Here is a 23060-nt window from a genome sequence, read left to right as displayed (position 1 = left end):
GACCCATGCGGCGCCGCCCCCGCCTCCGCCGGCTGCCAAGCCCACGCAGGGCGCCATCGGCGGCCTCCTCGGCGCCCCTCTCCTCGGCGGCGCCCCGTCCGCGTCCCCGGCCCCGACGGCCTGAGACGCCGGCACAGTTCCCCGCGCCCGGGTCAGGGGCGCGGGGAACTGCCTGTTTCGGCGACGACGGTGGTGAAGTAGGCGCGGCCACGGGCCCCGGGCGGCAGCCCGGAGGAGCCTCGGAGGGGGTCCGGCCGGGTCAGACGGGTACGGAGCCCAATTCCCTGGCCGCCTCGCGAAGGTCCTTGGCCGTGTCGATGGCCCGCCAGTAGGCCCCTTGCGGAATGGGGTAGCCGGCCAGCCGGCGTTCCCGCGCGAGCCGCGGGAAGGTGGTGCGCTCGTGGTCGCCCAGATCCGGCAGCATCGCCGTGAAGCCGGGCGCGAAGACGTAGACGCCGGCGTTGATGAGGAAGGGCGACGGCGGCGACTCGATGAAGTCCAGCACCTGGCCGAACTCATTGGTCTCGACGGCCCCCCAGGGAATCCGCGGCCTGGCGAGGGCGAGCGTGGCGACGGCGTCGCGCTCCTCGTGGAAGGCGGCCATGCCGCGCAGCGAGAAGCGCGTCCAGATGTCGCCGTTGGTGGCGTACCACGGCTCGTCGGCGCGCGGCAGCGACGCGGCGGCGTACTTGAGGCCGCCGCCGCGCCCGAGCGGCTCGCCCTCGACGACGGTGGTCACCTTCATCGGCAGCGGTGTGCAGGCCAGCCATTCCTGGAGCACTTCCGCGAGGTGCCCGCACGAGACGACGACATCGGTGACGCCCTCCGCGGCGAGCCAGTCGAGCTGGTGGCCGATGATCGGCGTTCCCGTACCCGGGATCTCGACCATCGGCTTGGGCCGGTCGTCGGTGTACGGGCGCAGCCGTGAGCCCTGGCCTCCGGCCAGGATGACGGCCTGCGTGACCGGGATGACCTCGTGCGCGGTTGTGTCGTGCGTCATGCAGCGACCCTATGCGACGCGGCAGAAGGGCTACGGCCCGGGCGTTGACCGTGTGTACCCGCCGCCGTACATGGCGGCGTGACCGTAACCCGCCGCTGGGGACGACGGGTTACGGCGGGGACGGCGGCGCGGACCGACCGGGGCCGACCCGGTCTGGTCGGGGCCGGCTGGGGGCCGGCCCGGGGCGGCCGGGGTCAGCCGACCGAGGCGATGCCGGTGGCGAAGGCGGTGTCGCACACCGGGCGGGACCACGACTGGGCCCGCTGAGTGGCGCCGTCGTACTTGGCGACGGCGGCGCGGCCCAGCGAACGCGCGATGGACGCGCAGTATTTGGCGAGCGACGGGTGACGGGCCATGGCGACCTGGAGGTCGGTGAGGGCCACTCCCGGGTCCTTGTGCTGGAGTTCGGCCAGCAGCCGCGAGCGCAGCGCCTCCTGCGGCGCCTTGGTGGCCGTCTCAGCGGCCACCTCCTGGCGGCTCTTGGCAGAGGCGGTGAGCACCTGTGCGTCGGAGGAGGAGACGGCCCACGGGACGCGGGTGACGGCGAGCGTTCCCGACAGCACGAGAACGACCGGAAGAACGAGCGCGAATGTCTTGCCGAGACGGCGAGCTACCTGGTTCACGCATCGGATCGTAGCGACTGGTGATGATTTGGCGACATTTAGTCACCCTCCCGGGGGAGTGAAATCGCCGAGCAGGGCGTTCGGGTGTTGACGAACGGCCCTGAAAGAGCGGTTATGCGTACGTATGCGACCAGGTGGCACCGGTGGATGGTGCTGGCGGGTGGTGCTGCCAGGACGCGAACGGCCGGGCGGTACGTGGTCTCCCACGTACCGCCCGGCCGTAACGCTTACACGCCTGCGATCAGTCGCTGAGGCGCTCGCCGGACGACGTGGCGAACACGTGCGTCTCACCGCCGCGCGGCACGACGTGCAGCACGGAGCCCTTCTCGGGGATCGAGCGGCCGCCGACGCGGATGACCACGTCCTTGTCCTCGCCGTCGACCTTGGCCGAGCCGTAGACGTAACCGTCCGCGCCCAGCTCCTCGACGACGTTCACGGTGACGGCCAGGCCCGCGGGGGCGTCCTTCGTCAGCGACTTGGCGTCGTCCTCACCGGTGACGATGTCGAAGTGCTCGGGACGGACACCGACGGTGACCGTCTTGTCGCCCTTGTCCGCGGCCGCCTGCACCGCGTCACGCTCGACGTTGACCAGCGCGTTGCCGAACTTCACGCCGCCGTCGACGATCGGGACCTCGATGAGGTTCATCGCCGGGGAGCCGATGAAGCCCGCCACGAACAGGTTGGCCGGCTTGTCGTACATGTTGCGCGGGCTGTCGACCTGCTGGAGCAGACCGTCCTTGAGCACCGCCACACGGTCGCCCATCGTCATGGCCTCGACCTGGTCGTGGGTGACGTAGACGGTGGTGACGCCGAGCCGGCGCTGCAGGCTGGCGATCTGCGTACGGGTCTGCACACGGAGCTTCGCGTCGAGGTTCGACAGCGGCTCGTCCATGAGGAAGACCTGCGGTTCCCGGACGATCGCGCGGCCCATCGCGACACGCTGCCGCTGACCACCGGAGAGCGCCTTCGGCTTACGCGCCAGGTACTCGGTGAGGTCCAGGATCTTCGCGGCTTCCTCGACCCGCTTGCGGATCTCCGCCTTGTTGATGCCGGCGATCTTGAGCGCGAAGCCCATGTTGTCGGCGACCGTCATGTGCGGGTAGAGCGCGTAGTTCTGGAACACCATCGCGATGTCCCGGTCCTTCGGCGGGAGGTGCGTGACATCCCGCTCACCGATCCGGATCGCACCGCCGTTGACGTCCTCAAGCCCCGCGAGCATCCGGAGCGAGGTCGACTTGCCGCAGCCCGAAGGCCCGACCAGTACGAGGAACTCGCCGTCCCCGACCTCGATGTCGAGCCCGTCCACCGCGGGCTTGTCGCCACCCGGGTAGATCCGGGTCGCCTTGTCGAACGTGACTGTAGCCATGACTGTTACGCAGTCCCTTCACCGGCAGGAACGTGCCGGACGATCCGAGTAAAGGAAGCAGTTCTCTGGGTGCCGCTTCAGTGGTCCAGCCCGTATCCCACGGGCTTCCGGTGACGCTACCTGCACGTTCCCGGTTTTGTCACCAGCCCCTCGACCCCTTTTTCCCCGCCCGCCCCCACCGCTGCCCGCTACACTGCTTCCTGCGCCTCCTTAGCTCAGTTGGCCAGAGCGACGCTCTTGTAAAGCGTAGGTCGTCGGTTCGAACCCGACAGGGGGCTCCATATCTGCCCTGGTGAGGGCACTCCTCCCCGCCCCGTGCGGTGGAGCCGGGCCGCCCGGCACGCATTCAGCACACATCACGCCGGTCCGCGGCGCGGGAGGCGGCTGGGATGGCTCGCGAGGACGAGCTGGCGAAGCGGCGGCACGACAGGCTCGTGGCGCGGGTCGAGGACCTGATGCGTGCATCGCTGAAGCCGGAGTACGAGGGCTTCTACGGCAGCGTGACGCTGACGGAGGCCGACGTCGAGGAGCTGGGCGGCGAAGCGGGCGAGGTCCGCCGGGCTGCCCGCGCGGCGGGCCGGCACCTTGGCTGGAAGACCGTGACCCGGGAAATCGACGGGCGCATCTTCATCGCGGACGACCGCGAGGCGCCGCAGGCTGTCCGGGACCTGGCGATGCAGCGGTCCGCCGATGCGGTGGCGGCCCTCATGAAGGAGACACGCGGGGGACATTGCCCTCGTCCGGTGTGAGGACGGCGGCCTACTGCTGCGAGGTCAGGCGGTCGCCCTCTCCCGCCTACCCGGGGCCGGTTGCCTCCTGGCAGAAAGGGGCGTGATGGTTTGCGGCCGTTGCGAGCCTCTTGTCGTACTCGGACTCTAGGCTTCCACTATGACGGAGTACCTCCAGAACCCGGCGGGTCGGCTGCACGCGTTCCTCTTCAAGCTCTACAGCAAGAACAGGGGTAAGACCCCACCCGCTTGGGATGCCTGTGCCGAACTGCTAGCTCCGGGACAGTCCAAGACTTCGTCGCAGGTTTTCATCGCTGTGGCCGAAGTTGTGCAGTTGCCTGACCAAGTGCGGGAGCGTGTGGCGGCGCTGAGCATCGACGAGGATGAGAAAGCTGAGCTCCTGGAGGACCTGGAGAAGATCGAACTCGGCCTGGGGCACATGGCTAACCGAGGACACAATCTGCAGAGCATGTTCGTGTGTTTTGCCCCAGGGGGCGATGTTCCTCAGAGCGCGGCGGTGCGAACGCTGCTCACCTGCGCGCGGCGATTGCAACGCGCACGACAAGAGCCCGAAGTCCCGGCCGATGACCTCCGGCGGTTCGCGGAGGAGATCACCGCGCTCATGGAGCTCGTACAGGAGGCCGAGCTTGGTCAGTCGGCCAAATTCCTCCTCCTGCACCATCTACATGCCCTCCTGCAGGCGGTACAGCACATCAGGATCACCGGCACGGTTCCCATCGAAGAGGCACTGGACGCCTTCGTCGGAGCGATGCGTCGTCAGCCGGAGGCCACCGCCGAGGTCGTCAAGGCACCGTTCATTGCGCGACTCAAGAGCCTGTTGGAAACCGTGAATTCAGCGCTCACCATCGCGCGGTCCGGACAGGTGGCAGCGTTGGAGGGAGCGCATGTGGTTCAGCAGGGAGAGGCGCTCGTGGAGAATGGGGCAGAGCACATCCTGTCCCTCCTCAGCTGAGCGGGTCAGACAGACCACAAGACGCGGTAGCCACCCCAAGACTCGGTGGCGGACCGAGTAATCACGGGGGTCTGAGAGTGCAGATCCCGACGGACACCGCCAGCGCCCGGAACCGTTGATCATGGCGGTACGGGCGCTGGCTGGTCTCAGGCGCGCTGCTCCTCCCTCGCGAGAAACATGGCCCGGCGTTCGTCCATCTTGTCGGAGACCTCGTCCAGGCGGTCGGGGAAGAGGTGGCCGTAGACGTCGAGGGTCAGGGTCGCGGACTTATGGCCGAGCATCGTCTGGATGACGTTCACGTCGGCGCCGCTGGCGATGGCGAGTGAGGCGGCGGTGTGGCGCAGCTTGTGCGGGTTCAGGTGGAGGTGGCCGAGTCCGGCCGCGCGGACTGCCGGGTCGAAGAAGCGGCTGCGGAAGTTGCTGATCCGCAAGGGGCCGCCCTGGGGCGCGGTGAAGAGGAGCTGGTCCGGCGTGCGGCCGTCGACATGGGCGGCCAGTTCGTCGAGGAGGAACCGGGGGAGCGGCACCGAGCGGCGCTCGTGGTTCTTGGGGGTGTCCAGGTGGAGGACGCCCTTCTCGTCGACATACGCCTGCACCACGTGAGCCCGTCGCGCATCGAGGTCCACTCGGCCCACGGTGAGGGCTGACGCCTCGCCCCAGCGCAGTCCGGTGTAGCCGAGCAGGCGTATGAACAGCCCGTACGGGCCTGCCGCTTCGGCGAGCGCCTCGACCTGGATCACGTCGAGGTAGACGTGTTCGGGCTGAGCTGGCCTCGGCAGCGGGATGTCGACCGCCGGGTTGTGGCTCAGCCGCTGTGACTTGACCGCGTAGCCGAGGACGCTGCTGAGCACGACATACGCCTTCCGTACGCTCCGCGCGCTCAGCTCGCGGCCGGTGGCCGTCCGCCCAGCCGACAGGTCGGCCAGCCACTGCGCCACGTCGTCGTACCGGACGCGGTCCAACGGCGTCGTACCCCACCTCGGCAGGACATGGAGGTCGAGCATGCCCCGGTACCGGTTCCTGGTCGACCGCTTGAGGTGCGCCTGCGCTGCCAGCCACGCCTCGGCTATCTCGCTGAACTTCGCGCGTGCGGCGGCGGGGTCGCGGTAGGAGCCGTCACCGAGCCGGGCCTCAAGGCGGGAACGTTCGGCGTCGGCGTCGACCCGTCGGCTGAACGTCTTCATCTTGGGGCTGCCGTCAGGGCCGTACCACCGCAGGCGCCAGCGGCCGGGCGGTGTGCGGCCCGCCTTCTTGGCCTTGGCGGCGGCCTGGACGTAGGCGGTGTGGCCGGCGCGGTCCTCGACCCAGACGCGCGCCATCACGCACCGGTCCGGTGCCGTCGAAGGCTGAACTTCTTCTCCACGGGATCTCCCCTTTTTCGCGTGCCCTTTGCGGGGCGATCGATCGGTGACGTGGGAGATTCCCTTGGAGTTCGCGGTTTGGGCAAGCCGTAATTCTGTGATAAAGACCGCTTCCGCGCCGTACGGCTTTCGGTTCCTTTGTGGCCGTCGCGGTGATATGGCGCGGCGCTTTCCTCGTGTTGACTGGTGATGCCGCGTGCTGCGCTGTCCACAGGGGGATCGCGGCTGATGAGCTGGCACATCCGGTGTGCTGGGTGCTGCTGCGCCGCGCTCTTGGAACCGTCCGTCCCTTTCGTCGTGATCCCTTTCCAGCGTGCGCTCCGGCCTGACGCGGCTCATTTGGTCGGTCCGTCTTTTCCGGTCACAATCTCGCTGGATGGCTCGCCCACCGCGTGGCTATTTTGGCCGAGCACGGCCATCCGCACTGATGAAAGGAATCGCGCAATGCCGACCGGACGGAAAACCGCGAACGAGCGACGCCCACTGGCCACTCCCGCCGAACTGTCGGCGTATCTCGGTGTCCCCGTCGCCACGCTTTACCAGTGGCGGCACCAGGGTCTTGGCCCGAAGGTCCACAAGGTGGGCCGGCACCTCCGCTACCGCTGGGCGGAGGTCGAAGCGTGGGTCGACCAGCAGGCCGTCGACCTCGCGGCCTGACCGCGTACCCGTCAACGCAGTGCGGCCTCCAGCGCGTCAACGCCGGAGGCCGCGAACTCCCCTGAACCGCGTCTGAACGATCGACCAGGCGGTGCGGGCCTGCCAGCCCGGTGCCGCCGGTGAGGAGATACCCATGCAGCGTACGACCCCGCGCCCGAGTGGCGCACCCGAGAAGCCGGTATGGCCGCCGGTGGCGATACCCGGTCAGCCCGGTGGCGCGTCCTCCCAACCGCTCGTTAGCAGCCCTACCCCCGCGCCGATCGAGGTAGCGGCAGACCGGCTGACCGCGCGGGCACTGTCCGCCGCTGACCGGTCTGCGGCTGGCGGTGGCCGTGGTCCGGTCACTGACCGGGCGACCGGTGACCTGGCATCGGTCACTGACCGAGTGACCGCGGTCGCTGACCGGACGGCGGTCACTGACCCCGGTCAGCCGGTCGGACCGACCGGGGCGGAGGCTCGTGTCCCGCCCTCGGAGGGCGCTGACCTGCTGACCGAGCTGCGGTCAGCGGTTGCCCGGTACGTGGTCATGCCGTCCAGCGAGGCGCTGGACGCGGTCACCCTATGGGTGGCGGCCACCCACCTCCAGCCCGCGTGGCAGCACGCGCCGCGTCTGGCGGTCGTCGGCCCGGCGAAGCGCTGCGGAAAGTCGCGGCTGCTGGACGTCCTGCACGACACGGTCCACGACCCCTTCATTACGGTGAACTCGACTCCGGCGGCGATCTTCCGGTCGATCACCGAGCAGCCCCCGACGCTGCTGGTGGATGAGGCGGACACCATCTTTGGCAGCGCGAAGGTCGCGGAGAAGAACGAGGAGATGCGCGGCCTGCTCAACTCCGGCCACCAGCGCAACCGCCCCACGACCCGGGTGGTCGGGCCGGAACACAAGCCGACGAAGTTCCGCACCTTTGCCATGGCAGCGCTGGCGGGCATCGGTGACCTGCCCGACACGATCATGGACCGGGCGGTGGTGATCCGGATGCGCAGGCGTGGTCCCGGCGAGACGGTCCGGCCGTTCCGCGCCCGCCGAGACACCCCGCTCTTGCACAAGCTGCGCGACCGACTCGCCGCATGGGCCGAGCCGCTGACGGACACAGCGGCGTACATGGAGCCGGTGATGCCAGTGGAGGACCGCGCGGCGGACACATGGGAGCCGCTGGTGGCGGTGGCAGATATGGCCGGGGGAACCTGGCCGCAGCGGGCACGACACGCTTGCCGGGTGATGACCGCGTACGAGGAGGGCAACGACCAGGAGGTGGGTCTGCCGACCCGGTTGCTGGCCGACATTCGCGCGGTGTTCGCCGCGTGCGGCGACCCGGAGGCGCTGGCCACCGAGCAGATCCTGGCGGGGCTGAAGGCCGACACCGAGGCACCGTGGGGCGAGTACGGCACGAGCGGGTTGACCGCGCGTGCTCTGCAGCTGCTGCTCAAGGACTTCGGGATCAGCGCGTCCAACCGTCGTTTCCGTGACGGCAGCCAGCGCCGGGGCTTCGCCCGCAACCAGTTCACCGACGCCTGGGCGCGCTACTGCCCCCAGGTTGAGCCTCCCGCTCCGGCTGGCGGGTGACCCTCACCGACCCGCATCACCCGTCCCGGCGCAGGTCAGCGCGGGGCGGGTGCTGCGTCTGTGACGGGTCGACCCGCATCACGCCATCCACTCGTACCTGCTTTGAGCAGGAACGCAACGGGTGGGACGGGTCGCACACGATCCCGGGCGACGTCGCCGCTCATGGAAGTGAAGGACGCCGGACCGGGCGAGTGGTGAACGAGGCGGAGAGGCGGCGAGCAAGTTGTGGGGTAAGGACTCCTTGCACCGGGCGGAGCAAGTTGTCGCGTCGGACGGTCCAACGGCCCGTCGTACGCAAGTGCCCTCGCCGGGGGACGAGGGCACACGGCCAGGGGGCCCACTTCCGAACCCGCCAGTGCCCTCTGTCGCCCGCTCACTCCGGGTAGCGTGCGGCCCAGTCGTCGCGGGCGGCGATGAGGGTGGGGCGGACCTTGTGGTCGAGCAGGTCGGCGTGCGCGCGGAGCTTGGCGGCGATGTCGGCGAGGCCGTCCGGGTCGAGGCCGAGGATGTAGCGCCCGACGGTGACTTGGAGGTTGACCACGGGTACGCGCAGGCGGGGGTCGGGGTCGTAGGGGTTGCAGTCGATGCTGCCTTCGAAGACCGAGTCCTCCTCAACACCGTTCCACAAGTCCGGCGCGGTGAGCGGCACCATCGGCCCCTCGAAGAAGGCACGGTGATTGACCTCTGCCAGCCGCCGCGGCAACTCCTCCGTCGGAACGCCGACCTCTGTGGGATCGTCCTCGGCCCAGGCCGGCAGATGCCCAGACGTGACGGCACCGTCGGTGGTGGTGATCGCCCACGTCCCCGGCGTGCTCCACGGTGGCGGCTGCTGCCGCCGTGCGGGCCGGATGCTGGAGGCGACCTCGAACCAGACCACCTTCCCGGCCGGGTCGTAGAAGCTGCCCCAGTCCGCAGCGAGCGCGTCCACCAGCACCAGCCCCCGCCCGTCCTCGGCGTCCGGCGAACTGCGGCGCGGCTTCGGACGGACGGGGCTGACGTCGGTGACCTCGACCCGCACCCGCGCTCCGGTCCACCGCGCCGCCACCGCGCAGGGTGCCTGGGTGTGGTGGATTGCGTTGGTGATGACCTCGGTCGAGAGCAGTTCCACCTCGGCGACCTGCTCCTCCGAGAGCGCGACGTTCCAGCCACGGACCAGAGCGGTGATCGTGTGCCGTGCTTCCGGCACTGCGCCATCCTCGGCCTCTACGCGAAATCCGTGGAGGAGGACCGGCGTCGCCGGCGGCGTCATCGGGTTTCCTCGATACGGATAGTGCGATGGCAAAAGGGCCTCGCGGTACTGGGGGTGACTCGGGGCCTGACAGAAGGCGGCATCGGTTGCTCCTCTCGGTGCGTACGGTGAGCAGCAACTGTCAGGCTGTGACGGCACGGGTGGCTTCCCCGGCGCGGGTATACCCATGGTGGGTAGGCTCTTTCGGGCCTGTGTCCCGCACACTCGGTTGAACTGGCAGGACGGGAAGGCGCGATGACCGGATACCGACCAGCGACCGCGTTGCCACGCGCCATCGTCGAACGCGCGGACATGCAGGCCGCGATCACCGCCCATGACTTCGGGACGGTGTTCCGACTCGCGCGCGAGCTGGCCGGCATCAGCTATTCGAAGATCGCCGCCGAGTGCGGCATCAAGCCCGAACGGGTCGGCTCCCTGGCCCGTGGCCGGGGAAGCGTGACCAGCTTCGAGAAGGTCACCTGTATCGCGGACGCCCTGCGTATCCCCGGCCACATGCTCGGACTCACTCCCCGCCCCTGGGAAAAAAGCGAGCCCCTTCCTGCACGCGACCGTACGAGCGAGGAGGACGAGAGCCCCGTGGAACGCAGGCGATTTCTTCGGGCGGGAACCGGCGCTGGTCTGGCGGCAACCCTGCCCGAGCTGACCCGGCCCGCAGTCGGCCGCCGCGTCGGCCTGGAACTGCCCGACCGGCTTCGTCGGCGTACTGCACGTCTGCGCCGCCTGGACCAGGTGCTCGGTGGAGGCGACACCTACCGGGTCTACCTGGGCGAGTACCAAGCCACCAAGGCCCTGCTGCGGGACTCGACGTACTCCGAGCAGACCCGGCACGACCTGCTGTCCGTCCTTGCCGAGCAAGCGCAGCAGGCGGGATGGGCCGCGTTCGACGGCGGCCGGGCAGCCGACGCACGCGGGCTCTACGAGGAGAGCCACAGCGCCGCCGCCGAAGCCGGCGACACCGACCTTGCAGGCAATGCACTGGCCTTCCTCGCCTACCAGGCCATCAGCGGTAACCAGAAGGCCGGAGTCGAGATCGCCACCCAGTCCTGCGCGACGATCGGCCCCGACGCACCCGCCGGAGTACGCGCCCTGCTCCACGAACGCCTCGCCTGGGCCTGCGCCGTCGCGGGCCTGGCCACCGAATGCGAACGCGCCCTCGCCGCCGCCGAAGCGGCTCTCTCCACGGCCGGCAATACGCCCGAGCCGGACTGGGTCTCCTGGGTCGACACCACCGAACTCCAGATCATGAGCGGCCGTTGCTGGACCGAACTACGCCGCCCGCTGCGGGCCGTCCCCGTCCTGGCAACCGCCCTGGCCGCGTACGACGACACCAACGCCCGCGACAAAGCCCTCTACCTGTCGTGGCTCGGCGACTCCTACCTGACCGCAGGCGAAGTCGAACAAGCCGCCACCACAGCAGACCGTGCCCTCGACCTCGCCGAAGGCGTCGCCTCCGTCCGCCCCCGCGCCCGCCTGACCCCACTCCTCAAACGCCTCGACGGACACCGCGGTCTCCCCGCGGTGGACGCGGTACTGGAGAAGGTTGCGGTGGTCTGACGCCTACGCGTCCGGCTCCGTGCTGTCAGCAACCCACCGCAGGTACGCCTCCGAGCCGGCCACGATCGACACCGCGACTACCTCGGGCTTCTCCCACGGATGGTGCTCCAACAGATGCGTCTGCAGCGCGGGATATCGCTCCACGGTGGTCTTGAGCAGCAACTGCCACTCCTCACCGGTCCCGAACTCCCCGCGATGCCAGTACACCGACACCACCGGCCCAACCACCTGCGCCCCCGCCGCGAGCCGCCCCCGCACCGCAGACTCCGCCAGCTGAACGGCCTGCTCCCGCGTCCCAGTAGCAGTCGACACCTGCACAACCTCAGTCATGTACCGAACCTACCGAGCTGGTCCTTCTGGCGGGGCATCGTACGGTGGCAAAGGCAATGAGTTGAGCTGTCGGAGGGCGACCAGGAACCAGGTGAGTTTTAGGAATGTCAGCTCTGTCGCCTGGCGATGTGGAGCCCGTTTAAACCCGTGCCGCCATGCGAAGATTCACTCGGTGGCCCACTTTCGTGCCTAGTCTGCTGCTGTGACGGGTGCCTCTGCGAACGACGGCTGACGTGATGGGGCGAGTGTGGACTTTAGTGCGGCAAATGTCGCAGACGTACACACGACCACTCATGATCACCAGGACTGACCCAACTCATTTGACGCTTCGCTGACCGTACACGGTCATAGATATCGTTGGAAGTTGTTGAGTAGAAGTCGCTCGAACGCGTTCATGCCCGAGGTAGGCCGTATGGACGAAAGCTGCTCAAGCAACTCATCGAGCGAACTTGGCTGTGCCCGGCGTCTCATTAGCTTCATGACCAGTTGAGCTGGGAGGCCATATTCTTCAAGGTCGCCAACGTACGGCGGCAAGAACAAGTTCTGCGCCGACACCGCGTAAGCACGATAATCGCAATCACGGTACCCATGGCGAAGCAGAATCGGCGAGACGATGTTCTGCGTCGCCGTCAATAGTCTCGGAAACTCAAATCCGGCCCATTGGCGCACGAAATCTAGAACTTGCTCAACGGCGTCATTCGCATCGGAGGTGCCCCACTGATTAGCGATCTCGGAATCAATTAGCTCCTTGACATCTCCGTGCGAATTGGCGAACACATTCATCCTATAGGCTAGCTGCCTGGCAGATGTGACCCCGCCGTCACGACCCTGGATTTTGTGAAGGTGCTTGGCGATCACATTGCAGGTCGCTTCCAGTTCCTCATAACGAGGGAAGCCTCGCCACGAGAGGAGTGGGCCGATCGTGTGGATATTCTGCCGAACGTACTTAGCCAGTTGGATCTGAGCGGATGGGTCTAGCCCAGTGTTTCCTCTCAATACCTCAATGCTGATTTCAGTCTGCGTCCTATATTTCTCCATACGCCGCTGCGCGTCTGTCGTCAGCTCTTCGGGTTCGAGCTGAATGAGCAGGCTGTCCGGTACGTCTGGGCCTTGAGTGTACAAGGGAACGTCAACAGTGGGCAGATCATCTCGCGGCGGATCACGAAAGACAAAAACATTTCCTACAAAATGGCGCATCATTCTGCCTGACCTCCCCTTGATGTTCGAGAAGGTAAAGTAATCCAGATTCTTTCTGTTCAGTTTGTGATCGAAGATGACAACGTTCTTCGCTGAGGTATTGACCCCTTCTATCAGCGTCGAGGTGCAAACAAGGAAGTCAATCTCGCCGTCATTGAACGCAGATACTTGATATTGGGCCAGAGACCTGGGAATTTTTCCGTGGTGGATTCCTATTCCTCGTCGAAGCGCCTTATTTACAAGCCACTCTTCATGGTAGTTGTCAGCCAACCAATGAGCAGCTGGTTGAAGAGCAACGGCGTCATGTCCCAAGCCTCGGCTAAGCAACCCTTCTGTGACTTGCCGCGTGCGATTAGGCGAACTGCAGTAGATCAATGTCGGTCCGGTCAGTTCGGAGCAAAGATTAGCGAGTGTTTCGATCGCGGTATCGCGTTGCAGTGCCGGCAGGATCTTCACATCACTTGCTACCGTTGCAAAGTCCGTAGCAATGAAGCTTGCAGAAAACACGGACGGAAGATCATCTGCCAGCGCTTGAATGTTGGGCCCTGCAAGATAAAAGGTTGCGTCAGTTTGCATCAATCGGCGGAGTGCCTGATTTAGCAACATTCCGCGGTCTCGATCGCCTCTCCGGATGTCCAGCTTATAGAATTCGTCAATCATGAAGAGTTCGATGGCGGGCAGCTCGGGCATATCCAACAGGCGTTCCTGAGTCATCACCAAGACGTTTCGCGACCCGAGAGGTTGCCCAGGGTGAGTAATAATCTTGTAGCGACTCCGGAAACGAGATAGCCGACGCCGAGTCTCATCGATCAGAGCAACTGTTGGCAGTATCACTGCAACGTTTTCGAACCGCTCGGAAGAAATGAGAGCATCAAGTACTAGACTCTTGCCGAAGCTTGTCGGGGCGCTGAGGATAACATTTTCCCCGGATAGCAGTTTTCTGTAAACCCGTGCTTGGACTTCGTGAAAAACGATATCTTGATCGTAATCAACAGGTCTATGGGCTTCGTAGGCAATCAGATCGGGAAGCGACAGTTGCTCCGTCGCCAGATACGGGAACAGCCCGACTGACCGCAGCAGGCTGTTTAGTAAACCACTGAACGGCGCAAACGGCTCAGCATTATCCAACACGCGAAGCAGCAGATCTCTAGCGCCGGAGGCGTGACGCTCGCTTGGGATCAGGCTCGCTACATATTGAAGTACATCGAATTCGCGTCCCGACGGAGCGCTACGGATCAATTCTCGGGCGGTGCCGACCGTCAAGCCGTTGCTTGCTGCCATGCCCTAAGCCTCTCATGGAGGTCTGACAGAAGGGTCTTCTTCTCATGTAGCGGAACGAGAATCAGCCGGATGCGTACCCGCCTCGGCAGACCAGCTGTGGCAAAACGCTCCCACCCAGCTCGGATTTCTGCCTCAAAAGCTTTTCGATACGCCTCTGCTGTTGAGCTTGGTGATTCATTTAGGTCTCTGCTTAGCTCGCGAACGCGCTCCGCAACTACCCTGCTGTCATACGTGAGAAGGACGGGGATGGTCAGATTATCGAAGACCTCATCGAGACTCACCTCATTGGCGATCAATTGTTTCATCTCGTCGGCATGTACCCAGGAGGGATCTATCTTTCCTCCGATAGCGGCGAACTCCGAGCGGAGATAGTCAGAATCCACGTGTGCGTGCAACTCCGATACAACATCTCGAATTGCTCGTGCGAGGTTATCGTAAAATTTAACTTCCCCGAGCCATAGCTCAAGATTTCCTTGGGGATTCACAACGACATGTACGGCGTCGAAGCCCTTTACTGTGTCGTTGTGGGAATCCTTAAAGAAGATCTTGCTAATTGCGATCTCAGTGCCAAAGACCTCTCTGAGAACCACATGCAAGAGTAGCTCGCCGAATTCTCCACGCCGATGGTACTTGTCGGTCAAGTAGATATTCTTGACCGCGCGGCTGAGCATTTCGACGCCTGTTTCGCTATCGAAATCAGCGGCCTCGCTCTGCGACAGGGCAAACTCTGGGAGGCGTGTGAACATTTGTTTGGCCAGTGCGCGCCGTCGCCATTCGCCAAGCTCATATCCGGCGCATAGGCCGCTCAATGCTGGGTTGGTGCCCGCATCGTCAACGAGAACTTCGAGTAGGGCGCGAGGGCGCGTCACGAGTTCCTGCCATCATCGGCACCATCAAGACGTGCGGGCAAGGCTTGAAGGGCAGGCCGACTCCGTGGATCCGTGTACAAGTAGCTTCCCCCACTCTCCCCGTCCGGCATACATGATGCACCCGATCTGTCGCTTGTGGGCCGCGCTTGCACGATTTTGCCTATAGGGGCGTGGGCGATTCGAATGAACGTGCGATGCGGCGAGGTCGCTTCGGGGGCGAGAGTTAGGCCAGTGAGCGGAAGAGCTTGCCTGCCGTGGGTGCGAGCTCCGTGGGGACACTTCGACTTTGCGGCCTTGACCCGCCATGAGCGCGCGCAGTTCTGTCAGTTCGTTCAGGTGCCGTGCTGTGGATCATGTGATGCGGTTCGGGGATGGGGGCGAGGCCGGACACCTTGGTCGTACCCTCGCTCCTACCTCATGCATCGACACCACGTGACGAGACTGGCTGAACGACTCATCGGGGGGACTTGTCCCGGATGGCCGAGGTGAGCGGTGGATCGCCGTAGTACGCCGGGAAGCTTGGACAACCTGTGGCCACGGTGCCGGAGTGCCTGAACACCTTCGCTCGTGACCGCGTCGCAGGCGTCGCCTCCGTCCGCCCAGCGCCCTTTGGCCCTGCTCCTCAGACGCCTCGATGCGCACCGAGGTCTTCTCGCGAGCGCACGATTCCCCACAGGCGGCATGGACCGCCACCCATCCGGCGAGGTTGCTGGAGTCAGGTGGTGGTGGCCTCGTAGGTTTCGATCGTGCAGCGGGCCGCTCCGCTGCGTTCGATCCTGGCGTCGCTGGTGACGAGTGGTACGCCGAAGCTCTCGGCGAGGGCTACGTAGTGTGCGTCGTAGGTGGAGAGGTTGTTCGAGAGGTCGCGTACGCGCTGCCACAACACCAGTGTCGGGTGCAGGTCGAGAGCGAGGGCCTGGTAGTCGGTGATCGCTTTGGCGGCTTCCCTTTCCGTGATCTTCGGCTTGCCGCCGCGTCGCCCGCGCGCCAGGCCGAAGACGGCGGACGTGATCTCGTAGTCCAGCAGGCCCGGTGCCGCGAGGGTGTCCGCGCGACCCACCCGCTCGCGGATCGCAGTTCCCGTCGTGCCGTGGTCGAGGAGGAAGTGCACAAGGCTGGAGCAGTCAATGACGATCAACGCCGTTCACGCCCGTCCTCGATGGCTCCGAGGATGTCTGTGGTGCTGAGCGCGGTGCGGGTTTCACGCTCAAGACGTGCCGCCATCTCCGCGAGAGTGGGTCTGGCGGCTTCCCGGGACAGGAGTTCCAGGGCGTACGCCTGGAGGGACTTGCCCGCCTGCGCGGCGCGTACCTTCAAGGCGTTGACAGTGTCGTCCGGGACGTCCCGGATAGTGATCGCGGTCATGCCTTCATTTTAGCATCAGTGCAGGCAATATGCAGGCGTACTTGAGCTGCGGAGCACGGATTCAGCACACATGAGGCTGGAAACCAGTCCGAACCAGTGGCAAGAGGCAAAGGTCGGTTGCGCTGCTCAGGGGGATGGTCGCTGCATCTCCGCAGGTCAGCGCCCGACCCTGAGGGATCTTGTAAAGCGTAGGTCGTCGGTTCGAACCCGACAGGGGGCTCCACGTCTGCCCTGGTGAGGGCACCCTCCTGGTGCCGGCCGCGGTGTCTTGCTGTCGGGCTTGTCTCGGTCCGGTCTCATGAGCGAGCACCGTTCTTCCGGGACGTCGTCCGCGGCGGCTTCGGCGCCGGGTGGAACGTCCCCCGATAGTCTGGGGGACCGGTCGGCCGCTCTCGGGAGGCACAGCAGCATGGACCCGCAGCACTTCGCACTCCTCGAAGAGGCCCGCAGGAGCCTGCCGGACGGGTTCAAGGTCGAGCTCTCCGGTGACACCATCGTCATGATGGTCGGACCTTCCGGTATCCACCAGCGCAACCTCCTGGTGGTCAGACGGCAGTTCGACGCACACAGCCCGAGCGACCTGGTGCCGAGCGAGAACACGGACCTGGTCTCCCCCGGGGTGGGCAAGAGCCGCAATCCCGATCTGACCTACCTACCGGCGGACGTCCTCGAGACCACGGACCACCAGGTCCCCGCGGAGACCGCGGCCATCGCGGTCGAGCTGGTCTCGCCGTCGAATCCGGAGAACGACTGGGTGGGCAAGCTCAGGGATTACCCGATCATGGGTATTCCGCTCTACCTGGTGGTCGACGCCCGACTGAAGACCGCCACTCTCTTCAGCCGCCCCGACGGCGGGAAGTACCACCGCCGCGAGGACGCCGACTTCGGCGAGAGCCTGAGCATCCCCCAGCCGTTCGGCTTCGACCTCGACACCGCGACGCTGCTGCCGTACGCCTGAGCGTTCGCCTGCTCAGCACGGATTCGGCACACACGGGCGCGGAAACCAGCGCGCAGCGCTGGCAACGGACGAACGTCGTTTCTGCTGGTCAGCGGGCACATCGGCCCCGTGTTCGCAGGTCAGCGCCCCGCCCTGAGAGGTCTTGTAAGGCGTAGGTCGTCGGTTCGACTCCCCGGCGTGAGGTGTCGGGCCGATAGTGCCCTGCGCACATCGCCTTCGGTTCGCGGCTGCGGAGAGACGCGGTGCCCCCTGGGCGTCGGCAGGTGGGTATGGCCCCGTCATGGCGTAGGCGGCTCGTCCACCGGCCACGTACCCGGCTGACCGGCGAGGTCAGGCTCCTTCGACGGTCTCCAGGAGGCGCAGGACGCGGGCGGTGTCGGCCAGGTCGGGGAGGACGACCCGGGCGCCGGCCGCGGTGAGGGCGGCGGGGGAGTCGGTGCCCGTGGAGACGGCGATGATGTGGGATCCGGAGGCCAAGGCGGCGGCCACGTCCTGGGGGGTGTCGCCCAGGAGGACGACGGGGGTGGTGGCGGGGAGGCCGTGGGCGCGGTGGACGCGGTCGCGGGCGACGGCCACGAGGTCGGGGCGGCCCTCGGCGTCGGCGCCGTACGCCCCGACCGCGAGGTCCAGCAGGGGGTCCAGGTCGAAGGCCGCCAGTTTGAGGCGGGCGTTGGCGGCGATGTTGCCCGTCAGGACGGAGGACACCCAACCTGGCCGTACGGACGCCGCCTTGAGGACCTCCCGGGCCCCGGGGAGCGCCGCGCCCCGCGTCCGCAGAGTGGCGAGCCGGTCCCGGCCGGCCCGGGTCAGGGCGGCTTCGACCCGCGGCCACTCCGGTTCGGCCGCGCCGTTCCGCGCGAACATGTCCCGCATGACCAGGCGGTCGGTACGGCCCTGTGTGACCGGCGGCTCAAGCGGACGGCGTCCCGCCACCGTCTCGTACGCCGCCGCGTAGATCTCCTTGCTCACCCCGCCGTTGTCGATGAGCGTGCGGTCGATGTCCCACAGGACGATCAGCGCCATACGGGCAGCGTAGGCCCGGGGCGCCGCGGCGCCGTCACAGGTCGGTGTGCGGCACCGCCGCCGCCAACTGTGCCGCCGGCGGCAGGGGCGCGTGCTGGGGGGACGTCCGGAACGCCTGGACCGCGAGCGCGGCGAAGCGGCGGGAGGCCGTGACCCGCGCGGCCGGCGAGGTGGCGTGGATACCGCTGTTGGCCATCAGCACCAGGATCAGGTCGTCCAGGACGAAGTCGGGGCGCAGGCGGCCCGCGGCCTTGGCGCGGCCGGCCAGTTCGGCGACCGAGGCCAGGGTGTGTTCGCGGCCCGCGGCGAAGTCCATCGCGTGGGGGAAGGCCGACATGAAGGCCGCGGTGAAGCCCCGGCTGCGGGCGTGCAGCTCGCAGACCTTCTCGATCACCAGGCAGAAGCCGTGCCACGGGTCCGGATCGGCGAGCCCCTCCTCGACGATGGTGTGGCACGCGGACAGCTGGTCCGCGAAGGCCTCCGTGGCCAGCAGCTCCTTCGTCGGGAAGCGGCGGTACAAGGTGGCGGGGCCGACCCGGGCGCGCCGGGCGATCTCCCGCATCGGCACGTTCAGGCCTTCGGCGGCGAAGACCTCGCGGGCCGCGTCGAGGATGCGCTCGCGGTTGTCCTGGGCATCGGAGCGCAGGGTGTGAGGCAAATGGTCGGTCACCGCTCTCACTTTAGCCAAGCGGACGCCGGCGTCCGTTAGCGTCCGAAGGGCGACGATCCCGTCCACGTCCACGTCCACGATCCCGTCCATGTCCACGTCCGCGATCACCTCCGCGCACATGGTCAGGAGCCCGGGCACCACAGCAAGGAGACGACCTTGAAGGCAGTCGCGATCGAGGCGTTCGGACCTCCGGAAGGCCTGGCGGTCATCGACCTCCCCGTCCCGGCCCCCGCCGCCGGACAGGTGCTGATCGCCAGCGAGGCGATCGGCGTCGGCGGCGTCGACGCGGTGATCCGGCGCGGCGTGCTCGCCTCGTACGGCTTCCAGGAAGGCCACATCCCCGGCAGCGAGGTGGCGGGCACCGTGACCGCGGTCGGCGACGGTGTCGATACGTCCTGGGTCGGCCGGCGCGTGTGGGCGGCCACCGGGCTGGGCGGCGGCTACGTCGAGCAGGCGGTCGCCGCCGTCGAGGAGATCCTGCCGCTCCCCGCGGACCTCTCCGCCGCCGACGCGGTGACGCTGGGGAGTTCCGGGGCGGTGGCCCACTTCGCCCTCGCCCACGTCCACTTCGCGCCCGGCGAATCGGTGCTGGTGCGCGGCGCGGCCGGCAGCATCGGCATCATGGCGGTCCAGCTCGCGGCCCGCGGCGGGGCCGGCGCGCTGGCGGTCACGACGTCGTCGGCCGGGCGCGGCGACCGGCTGCGCGAACTCGGCGCGACCCATGTGCTGGACCGCTCGGGCGCGGGCGGCGAGGACGCTCCCGCGGGCTACGACGTCATCATCGACATCGTCGCCGGCGCGGACATGCCCGCCTTTTTCGCCAGGCTCCGTCCGAACGGTCGCATGGTGGCCGTCGGCGTGGTCGCCGGCCCACCGCCGGCGGACTTCGGCATGGCGATGGTGGCGGCGTTCCAGAAGTCGCTGACCTTCGCCACCTTCAGCACGGACACCGTGCCGGGGGCCGAGCGGCGTGCCGTGCGGGCCGAGCAGTTCGCCGCCGCGGCCCGCGGTGAACTGCACGCGGTGGTGCACGAACTGCTGCCGCTGGAGCAGGCCGTGCTGGCGCACCGGAAGATGGACGCGGGCGAGGTGTTCGGCCGGATCGTGCTGACGCCGTAGCCGCCGGGGGTACGGCCGGGCGCGTGGCCCTCGCGTTCACTCGGCTCGCAGCCCAACTCCCCGCCCCCGCGCAATAGCGGGCGCAGGGCGGGGAGTCCGGCGTAACCGGCCGACGCCGAAGCGGTCTGCGGCAGACTCAGAAAGTGGGCGTCGGGTTCAGCACCGACTGGGGGATACCGCTGCCCGGCAGCGACCACTTCGCGAAGATCTTCGCGTAGTCACCGCTGGCGATCAGCTTGTTGACCGCGTCGCTCAGGGCCTTGGCGATGGGCGAGTTCTTGGCGGTGACGAAGCCCACAGGGGTGGTGCTGATCTCGCCCAGGAACTTCGTGTTCGGCACGTGCGCCGACTGGTACTTCACGCCCAGCGTCGGACCGAAGCTGACCTGCACCTTTCCGTTCTGCAGGCCGAGCAGGATCGTGCCGTTGTCCGCGTAATACTCCACCTTGTACGGCTTCTTGCCGATCGCGGCGCACTTGCCCGCGCCATCGGTCAGGATCTGCTGGAAGGTCGAACCGGGGCTGGTGGCGATGGTCAGGCCGCACAGGTCCGTGAGCTGCTTGACGGTGTCGACCGGCACGTCCTTGGCGGCGAGGAAGGACTGCCCGTCGTTGAGGTAGGTGGCGAAGTCGACCACCTTCTCGCGCTCCTTGGTGGCGCCGAAGTTGTCCTGCCCGACGTCGTAACGGCCGTTCTGCACACCGGGGATCACGGTGGGGAAGGTGCCGTACTGCACGTCCCACCGGACGCCGAGCACCTTGGCGACGGCCTCGCGCAGGTCGACGTCGAGGCCGACCTGCCTGCCGTCCACCTCGCCGCCGTGCGGCAGGCCGGTGAGGCCGGGCGTCTGGCTGGTGCCCAGGATCAGCTTCCCGCTGTCGCGCACCTCGGCGGGCAGTTCCGCCTTCAGCGCCGGGTCGGCGGCGATGCCGGACAGCACGTCCTGCGTCGGCACCCCGTTGGAGTCCGCGGCCTTCGCGCCGGGCGCCGCGGAGCCCTTGCTGCTGCTCTTCGGGGTGCCGGAGCCGTCGGAGTCGGAGGAACTCCCGCAGGCGGCGAGGAGGACAAGGCCCGCGGTGACGGCGGCGGTGGCGGCCAAACGCGGGATCGGGCGGCTGGAACGGCTTTCGGTGCTCACGGGGGTGCCTTTCACCAGGGTGGAGCGTGCGGGTGGAGCCAGGAGGAGCTGCGGGCCGGCGGCGGCGACGGCTGCGCAAGAGGGCGCTGCGGAAAGCTGCGGTAGGGCGGCGGGAAAGCTGCGGGAAAGCCGCGGTAAGGCGGCAAGGGCAAGAGGACGGCGGCAGGGCAGGAGGAAGACGGCGGGGAAAGCGGAGGGCGCCGGCGAAAGGCGGCAGGCGTCGGCAAAGAGGTGGCGCCGACAAGACGTGGGAGCCGCTACAGCACGGCCGCCAGGAACGACCGGGCCCGCTCGTGCCGGGGATCGGTCAGTACGTCCGCGGGCGCGCCGGACTCGATGATGCGGCCGCCGTCCAGGAAGACCACCGTGTCGGCCACTTTCCGGGCGAACCCGATCTCGTGCGTGACGACGATCATGGTCATTCCGCTGAGCGCCAGGTCCTGCATCACGGCGAGGACTTCACCGACGAGTTCCGGGTCCAGCGCGCTGGTCGGCTCGTCGAACAGCAGCAGCCGCGGCTCCATGGCCAGCGCGCGGGCGATGGCGACCCGCTGCTGCTGGCCGCCGGACATCTGCCGGGGGTAGGAGTTCTCGCGGCCGGCCAGGCCGACCCGTTCGACCAGTTCGCGGGCCCGGACGGCGGCCTGCTTGCGGGACAGGCCGCGGACGGCGACCGGCGCCTCGGTGATGTTCTCCAGCACCGTCATGTGCGGGAAGAGGTTGAACTGCTGGAAGACCATGCCGACATCGGCCCGCTGCCCGGTGACCGATCGGGACCGCAGCTCGTGCAGCCGGGAGCCGTCGCGGCGGTAGCCGATCACGTCGCCGCCGATCTCCACGAAGCCGGCGTCCGGCTTCTCCAGGTGGTTCACGCAGCGCAGCAGCGTGGACTTGCCGGAGCCGGACGGGCCGAGCAGCACGGTGACCTCGCCCTGGCGCACGTCCAGGTCGATGCCGTCCAGGACGACGTGGGCGCCGAAGCTCTTGCGCAGTCCGCGGATCCGCACCAGCGGACGTTCGGTGCCGGTCATGACAGCCCCATCAGATCGGTCCTGGACCGGCCGAACAGCGGGATGTTGGAGCGCGTCACCTGCCACAGTCCGCGGGCCGGCGGCTTGTCCGCCCGGCTGCTGCCGCGCGCGTAGTAGCGCTCGACGTAGAACTGCCCGACCGACAGCAGCGTGGTCAGGATGACGTACCAGATCGTGGCGACCAGCAGCAGCGGCATGATCAGGAAGTTCTGGTTGTAGATCAACTGGGTGGAGTACAGCAGGTCCTGCACGGCGATCACACTGACGATCGAGGTCGCCTTGAGCATGCCGATCAGCAGGTTGCCCGAGGCGGGGACGATCGCCGGCATGGCCTGCGGCAGCACGACCCGGCGGAAGATCCGGCCGTCGCGCAGGCCGAGCGCCCTGGCGGCCTCGCGCTGGCCGGGGTCGACGGACAGGATTCCGCCGCGGACGATCTCGCCGGCGAACGCGGCCACGTCCAGGGTGAGTCCGACGTAGGCGGCCAGGATGCCGCTGAAGAGGTGGGCGGTCCCGACGCTGCCGAATTCCGGGCCGAAGGGCACGCCCACCGACAACCGGGGGTACAGCGAGGCCAGTTCGAACCAGAAGAGCAGCTGGACCAGCGGCGGGACCGAGCGGACCAGCCATACGTAGCCGAAGCTCAGGCTGCGCAGGATCGGGTTGCCGGACAGGCGCATCGCGGCGACCCCGATGCCGAGCAGGTAACCGCTGGTCATCACGGCGGCCGTGAGCCACAAGGTGAGTTCCAGGCCGTGCATGATCGAGCCGCGCAGGAAATACTGGCCGACGACGTCCCACTGGAAGCGGTGGTTGGTGACCAGGGTGTGCACCAGCATCGCGAACAGCACCAGCAGCGCGGCGGCGGAGAGCCACTGCCCGGGGTGGCGCAGCGGTACGAGCCGGGCGGCCAGCAGTTCCTGGTCCCCCGGCCGGGTGTCCAGGGCGCGCAGCGGCGGCCGGTCGGCCGCCGGGCCGGGGCCGGGCGCGTCGGGGGTGTCGGG

Annotated in this window: 22 protein-coding genes and 1 tRNA gene; 8 read left to right on the top strand and 15 right to left on the bottom strand. The window is 67.5% G+C overall.

Features of this window, described 5'->3' with window-relative positions:
* Positions 1-259 precede the first annotated feature (259 nt).
* The 3 genes from V7E46_RS20865 to V7E46_RS20855 form a co-directional block, all read right to left on the bottom strand.
* Positions 260-1000 carry a nucleotidyltransferase family protein gene (locus V7E46_RS20865; protein ID WP_329176074.1) on the bottom strand — a complete coding sequence of 247 codons (741 nt, stop codon included), beginning with the start codon at positions 998-1000 and terminating at the stop codon, positions 260-262.
* A 194-nt stretch (positions 1001-1194) separates the two neighbouring features.
* Complete coding sequence (locus tag V7E46_RS20860; protein WP_329176072.1) at positions 1195-1623, bottom strand: hypothetical protein; 429 nt, start codon at positions 1621-1623, stop codon at positions 1195-1197.
* 241 nt (positions 1624-1864) lie between these two features.
* Positions 1865-2989, bottom strand: a complete 1125-nt coding sequence (locus tag V7E46_RS20855) for an ABC transporter ATP-binding protein (protein ID WP_333769820.1) — start codon at positions 2987-2989, stop codon at positions 1865-1867.
* A gap of 204 nt (positions 2990-3193) precedes the next feature.
* On the opposite strand from V7E46_RS20855, the gene V7E46_RS20850 reads away from it, so the two are divergent.
* The 3 genes from V7E46_RS20850 to V7E46_RS20840 all read left to right on the top strand — a co-directional run bounded on the left by V7E46_RS20850 (position 3194) and on the right by V7E46_RS20840 (position 4690).
* Positions 3194-3270 (top strand) — tRNA-Thr (locus V7E46_RS20850).
* A 108-nt stretch (positions 3271-3378) separates the two neighbouring features.
* Positions 3379-3738, top strand: coding sequence for a hypothetical protein (locus V7E46_RS20845; protein ID WP_333769818.1), 360 nt, complete (start codon positions 3379-3381; stop codon positions 3736-3738).
* A gap of 139 nt (positions 3739-3877) precedes the next feature.
* On the top strand, positions 3878-4690 hold the full coding sequence (locus V7E46_RS20840; RefSeq protein ID WP_333769817.1) for a hypothetical protein: 813 nt from the start codon (positions 3878-3880) through the stop codon (positions 4688-4690).
* A 146-nt stretch (positions 4691-4836) separates the two neighbouring features.
* Here V7E46_RS20840 and V7E46_RS20835 read toward each other — a convergent pair whose 3' ends face one another.
* Positions 4837-6009: a tyrosine-type recombinase/integrase gene (locus tag V7E46_RS20835; RefSeq protein ID WP_333769816.1), complete on the bottom strand. Its 1173-nt coding sequence runs from the start codon at positions 6007-6009 to the stop codon at positions 4837-4839.
* A gap of 486 nt (positions 6010-6495) precedes the next feature.
* Here V7E46_RS20835 and V7E46_RS20830 point away from each other — a divergent pair, with 486 nt between their 5' ends.
* A complete protein-coding gene (locus V7E46_RS20830; protein WP_333769815.1) occupies positions 6496-6708 on the top strand; it encodes a helix-turn-helix transcriptional regulator in 213 nt (70 codons plus the stop codon).
* Positions 6709-6841: 133 nt separating this feature from the next.
* Entirely contained in the window at positions 6842-8272 is a 1431-nt protein-coding gene (locus V7E46_RS20825) for a DUF3631 domain-containing protein (protein ID WP_443054280.1), read from the top strand.
* Positions 8273-8645: 373 nt separating this feature from the next.
* On the opposite strand, the gene V7E46_RS20820 is transcribed toward V7E46_RS20825, so the two are convergent.
* Entirely contained in the window at positions 8646-9521 is an 876-nt protein-coding gene (locus tag V7E46_RS20820; RefSeq protein WP_333769814.1) for an ATP-binding protein, read from the bottom strand.
* A gap of 234 nt (positions 9522-9755) precedes the next feature.
* Here V7E46_RS20820 and V7E46_RS20815 point away from each other — a divergent pair, with 234 nt between their 5' ends.
* Positions 9756-11075, top strand: a complete 1320-nt coding sequence (locus V7E46_RS20815) for a helix-turn-helix domain-containing protein (RefSeq protein WP_333769813.1) — start codon at positions 9756-9758, stop codon at positions 11073-11075.
* A gap of 3 nt (positions 11076-11078) precedes the next feature.
* Here the strand turns inward: V7E46_RS20815 and cutA are convergent, their stop codons facing one another.
* The 5 genes from cutA to V7E46_RS20790 all read right to left on the bottom strand — a co-directional run bounded on the left by cutA (position 11079) and on the right by V7E46_RS20790 (position 16117).
* Complete coding sequence (gene cutA, locus V7E46_RS20810; RefSeq protein WP_333769812.1) at positions 11079-11405, bottom strand: divalent-cation tolerance protein CutA; 327 nt, start codon at positions 11403-11405, stop codon at positions 11079-11081.
* A gap of 345 nt (positions 11406-11750) precedes the next feature.
* Positions 11751-13883: a DEAD/DEAH box helicase gene (locus V7E46_RS20805; protein WP_333769811.1), complete on the bottom strand. Its 2133-nt coding sequence runs from the start codon at positions 13881-13883 to the stop codon at positions 11751-11753.
* A complete protein-coding gene (locus V7E46_RS20800) occupies positions 13862-14629 on the bottom strand; it encodes a HamA C-terminal domain-containing protein (RefSeq protein WP_333769810.1) in 768 nt (255 codons plus the stop codon). Before V7E46_RS20800 ends, V7E46_RS20805 begins: the two co-directional genes overlap by 22 nt.
* Before the next feature lie 838 nt (positions 14630-15467).
* A complete protein-coding gene (locus V7E46_RS20795; protein WP_333769809.1) occupies positions 15468-15890 on the bottom strand; it encodes a type II toxin-antitoxin system VapC family toxin in 423 nt (140 codons plus the stop codon).
* Positions 15887-16117 carry a FitA-like ribbon-helix-helix domain-containing protein gene (locus V7E46_RS20790; protein WP_333769808.1) on the bottom strand — a complete coding sequence of 77 codons (231 nt, stop codon included), beginning with the start codon at positions 16115-16117 and terminating at the stop codon, positions 15887-15889. Before V7E46_RS20790 ends, V7E46_RS20795 begins: the two co-directional genes overlap by 4 nt.
* Positions 16118-16526: 409 nt before the next feature.
* Between V7E46_RS20790 and V7E46_RS20785 the strand changes: the two genes are divergently transcribed.
* Positions 16527-17075, top strand: coding sequence for a Uma2 family endonuclease (locus V7E46_RS20785; protein ID WP_333769807.1), 549 nt, complete (start codon positions 16527-16529; stop codon positions 17073-17075).
* Positions 17076-17405: 330 nt separating this feature from the next.
* Here V7E46_RS20785 and V7E46_RS20780 read toward each other — a convergent pair whose 3' ends face one another.
* Positions 17406-18098 carry an HAD family hydrolase gene (locus V7E46_RS20780; RefSeq protein WP_333769806.1) on the bottom strand — a complete coding sequence of 231 codons (693 nt, stop codon included), beginning with the start codon at positions 18096-18098 and terminating at the stop codon, positions 17406-17408.
* Positions 18099-18132: 34 nt separating this feature from the next.
* The gene (locus V7E46_RS20775; RefSeq protein WP_333769822.1) at positions 18133-18768 is read right to left on the bottom strand and encodes a TetR/AcrR family transcriptional regulator; all 636 of its coding nucleotides are present in this window, start codon (positions 18766-18768) and stop codon (positions 18133-18135) included.
* Positions 18769-18924: 156 nt separating this feature from the next.
* On the opposite strand from V7E46_RS20775, the gene V7E46_RS20770 reads away from it, so the two are divergent.
* A complete protein-coding gene (locus V7E46_RS20770) occupies positions 18925-19887 on the top strand; it encodes a zinc-binding dehydrogenase (protein WP_333769805.1) in 963 nt (320 codons plus the stop codon).
* Positions 19888-20023: 136 nt separating this feature from the next.
* Here the strand turns inward: V7E46_RS20770 and V7E46_RS20765 are convergent, their stop codons facing one another.
* The 3 genes from V7E46_RS20765 to V7E46_RS20755 form a co-directional block, all read right to left on the bottom strand.
* Positions 20024-21025: a transporter substrate-binding domain-containing protein gene (locus tag V7E46_RS20765; protein WP_333769804.1), complete on the bottom strand. Its 1002-nt coding sequence runs from the start codon at positions 21023-21025 to the stop codon at positions 20024-20026.
* A 257-nt stretch (positions 21026-21282) separates the two neighbouring features.
* Positions 21283-22035 carry an amino acid ABC transporter ATP-binding protein gene (locus V7E46_RS20760; RefSeq protein ID WP_329182427.1) on the bottom strand — a complete coding sequence of 251 codons (753 nt, stop codon included), beginning with the start codon at positions 22033-22035 and terminating at the stop codon, positions 21283-21285.
* Between the two features lie 17 nt (positions 22036-22052).
* The coding region (locus V7E46_RS20755; RefSeq protein ID WP_443054279.1) for an amino acid ABC transporter permease at positions 22053-23060 on the bottom strand (1008 nt) is incomplete at its 5' end.

Source organism: Streptomyces sp. IBSBF 2435 (assembly GCF_036815005.1).
Taxonomy (GTDB): Bacteria; Actinomycetota; Actinomycetes; order Streptomycetales; family Streptomycetaceae; genus Actinacidiphila.
Note: the sequence above shows the minus strand (reverse complement) of the source record. Positions and strands in the feature narration are given on the sequence as shown.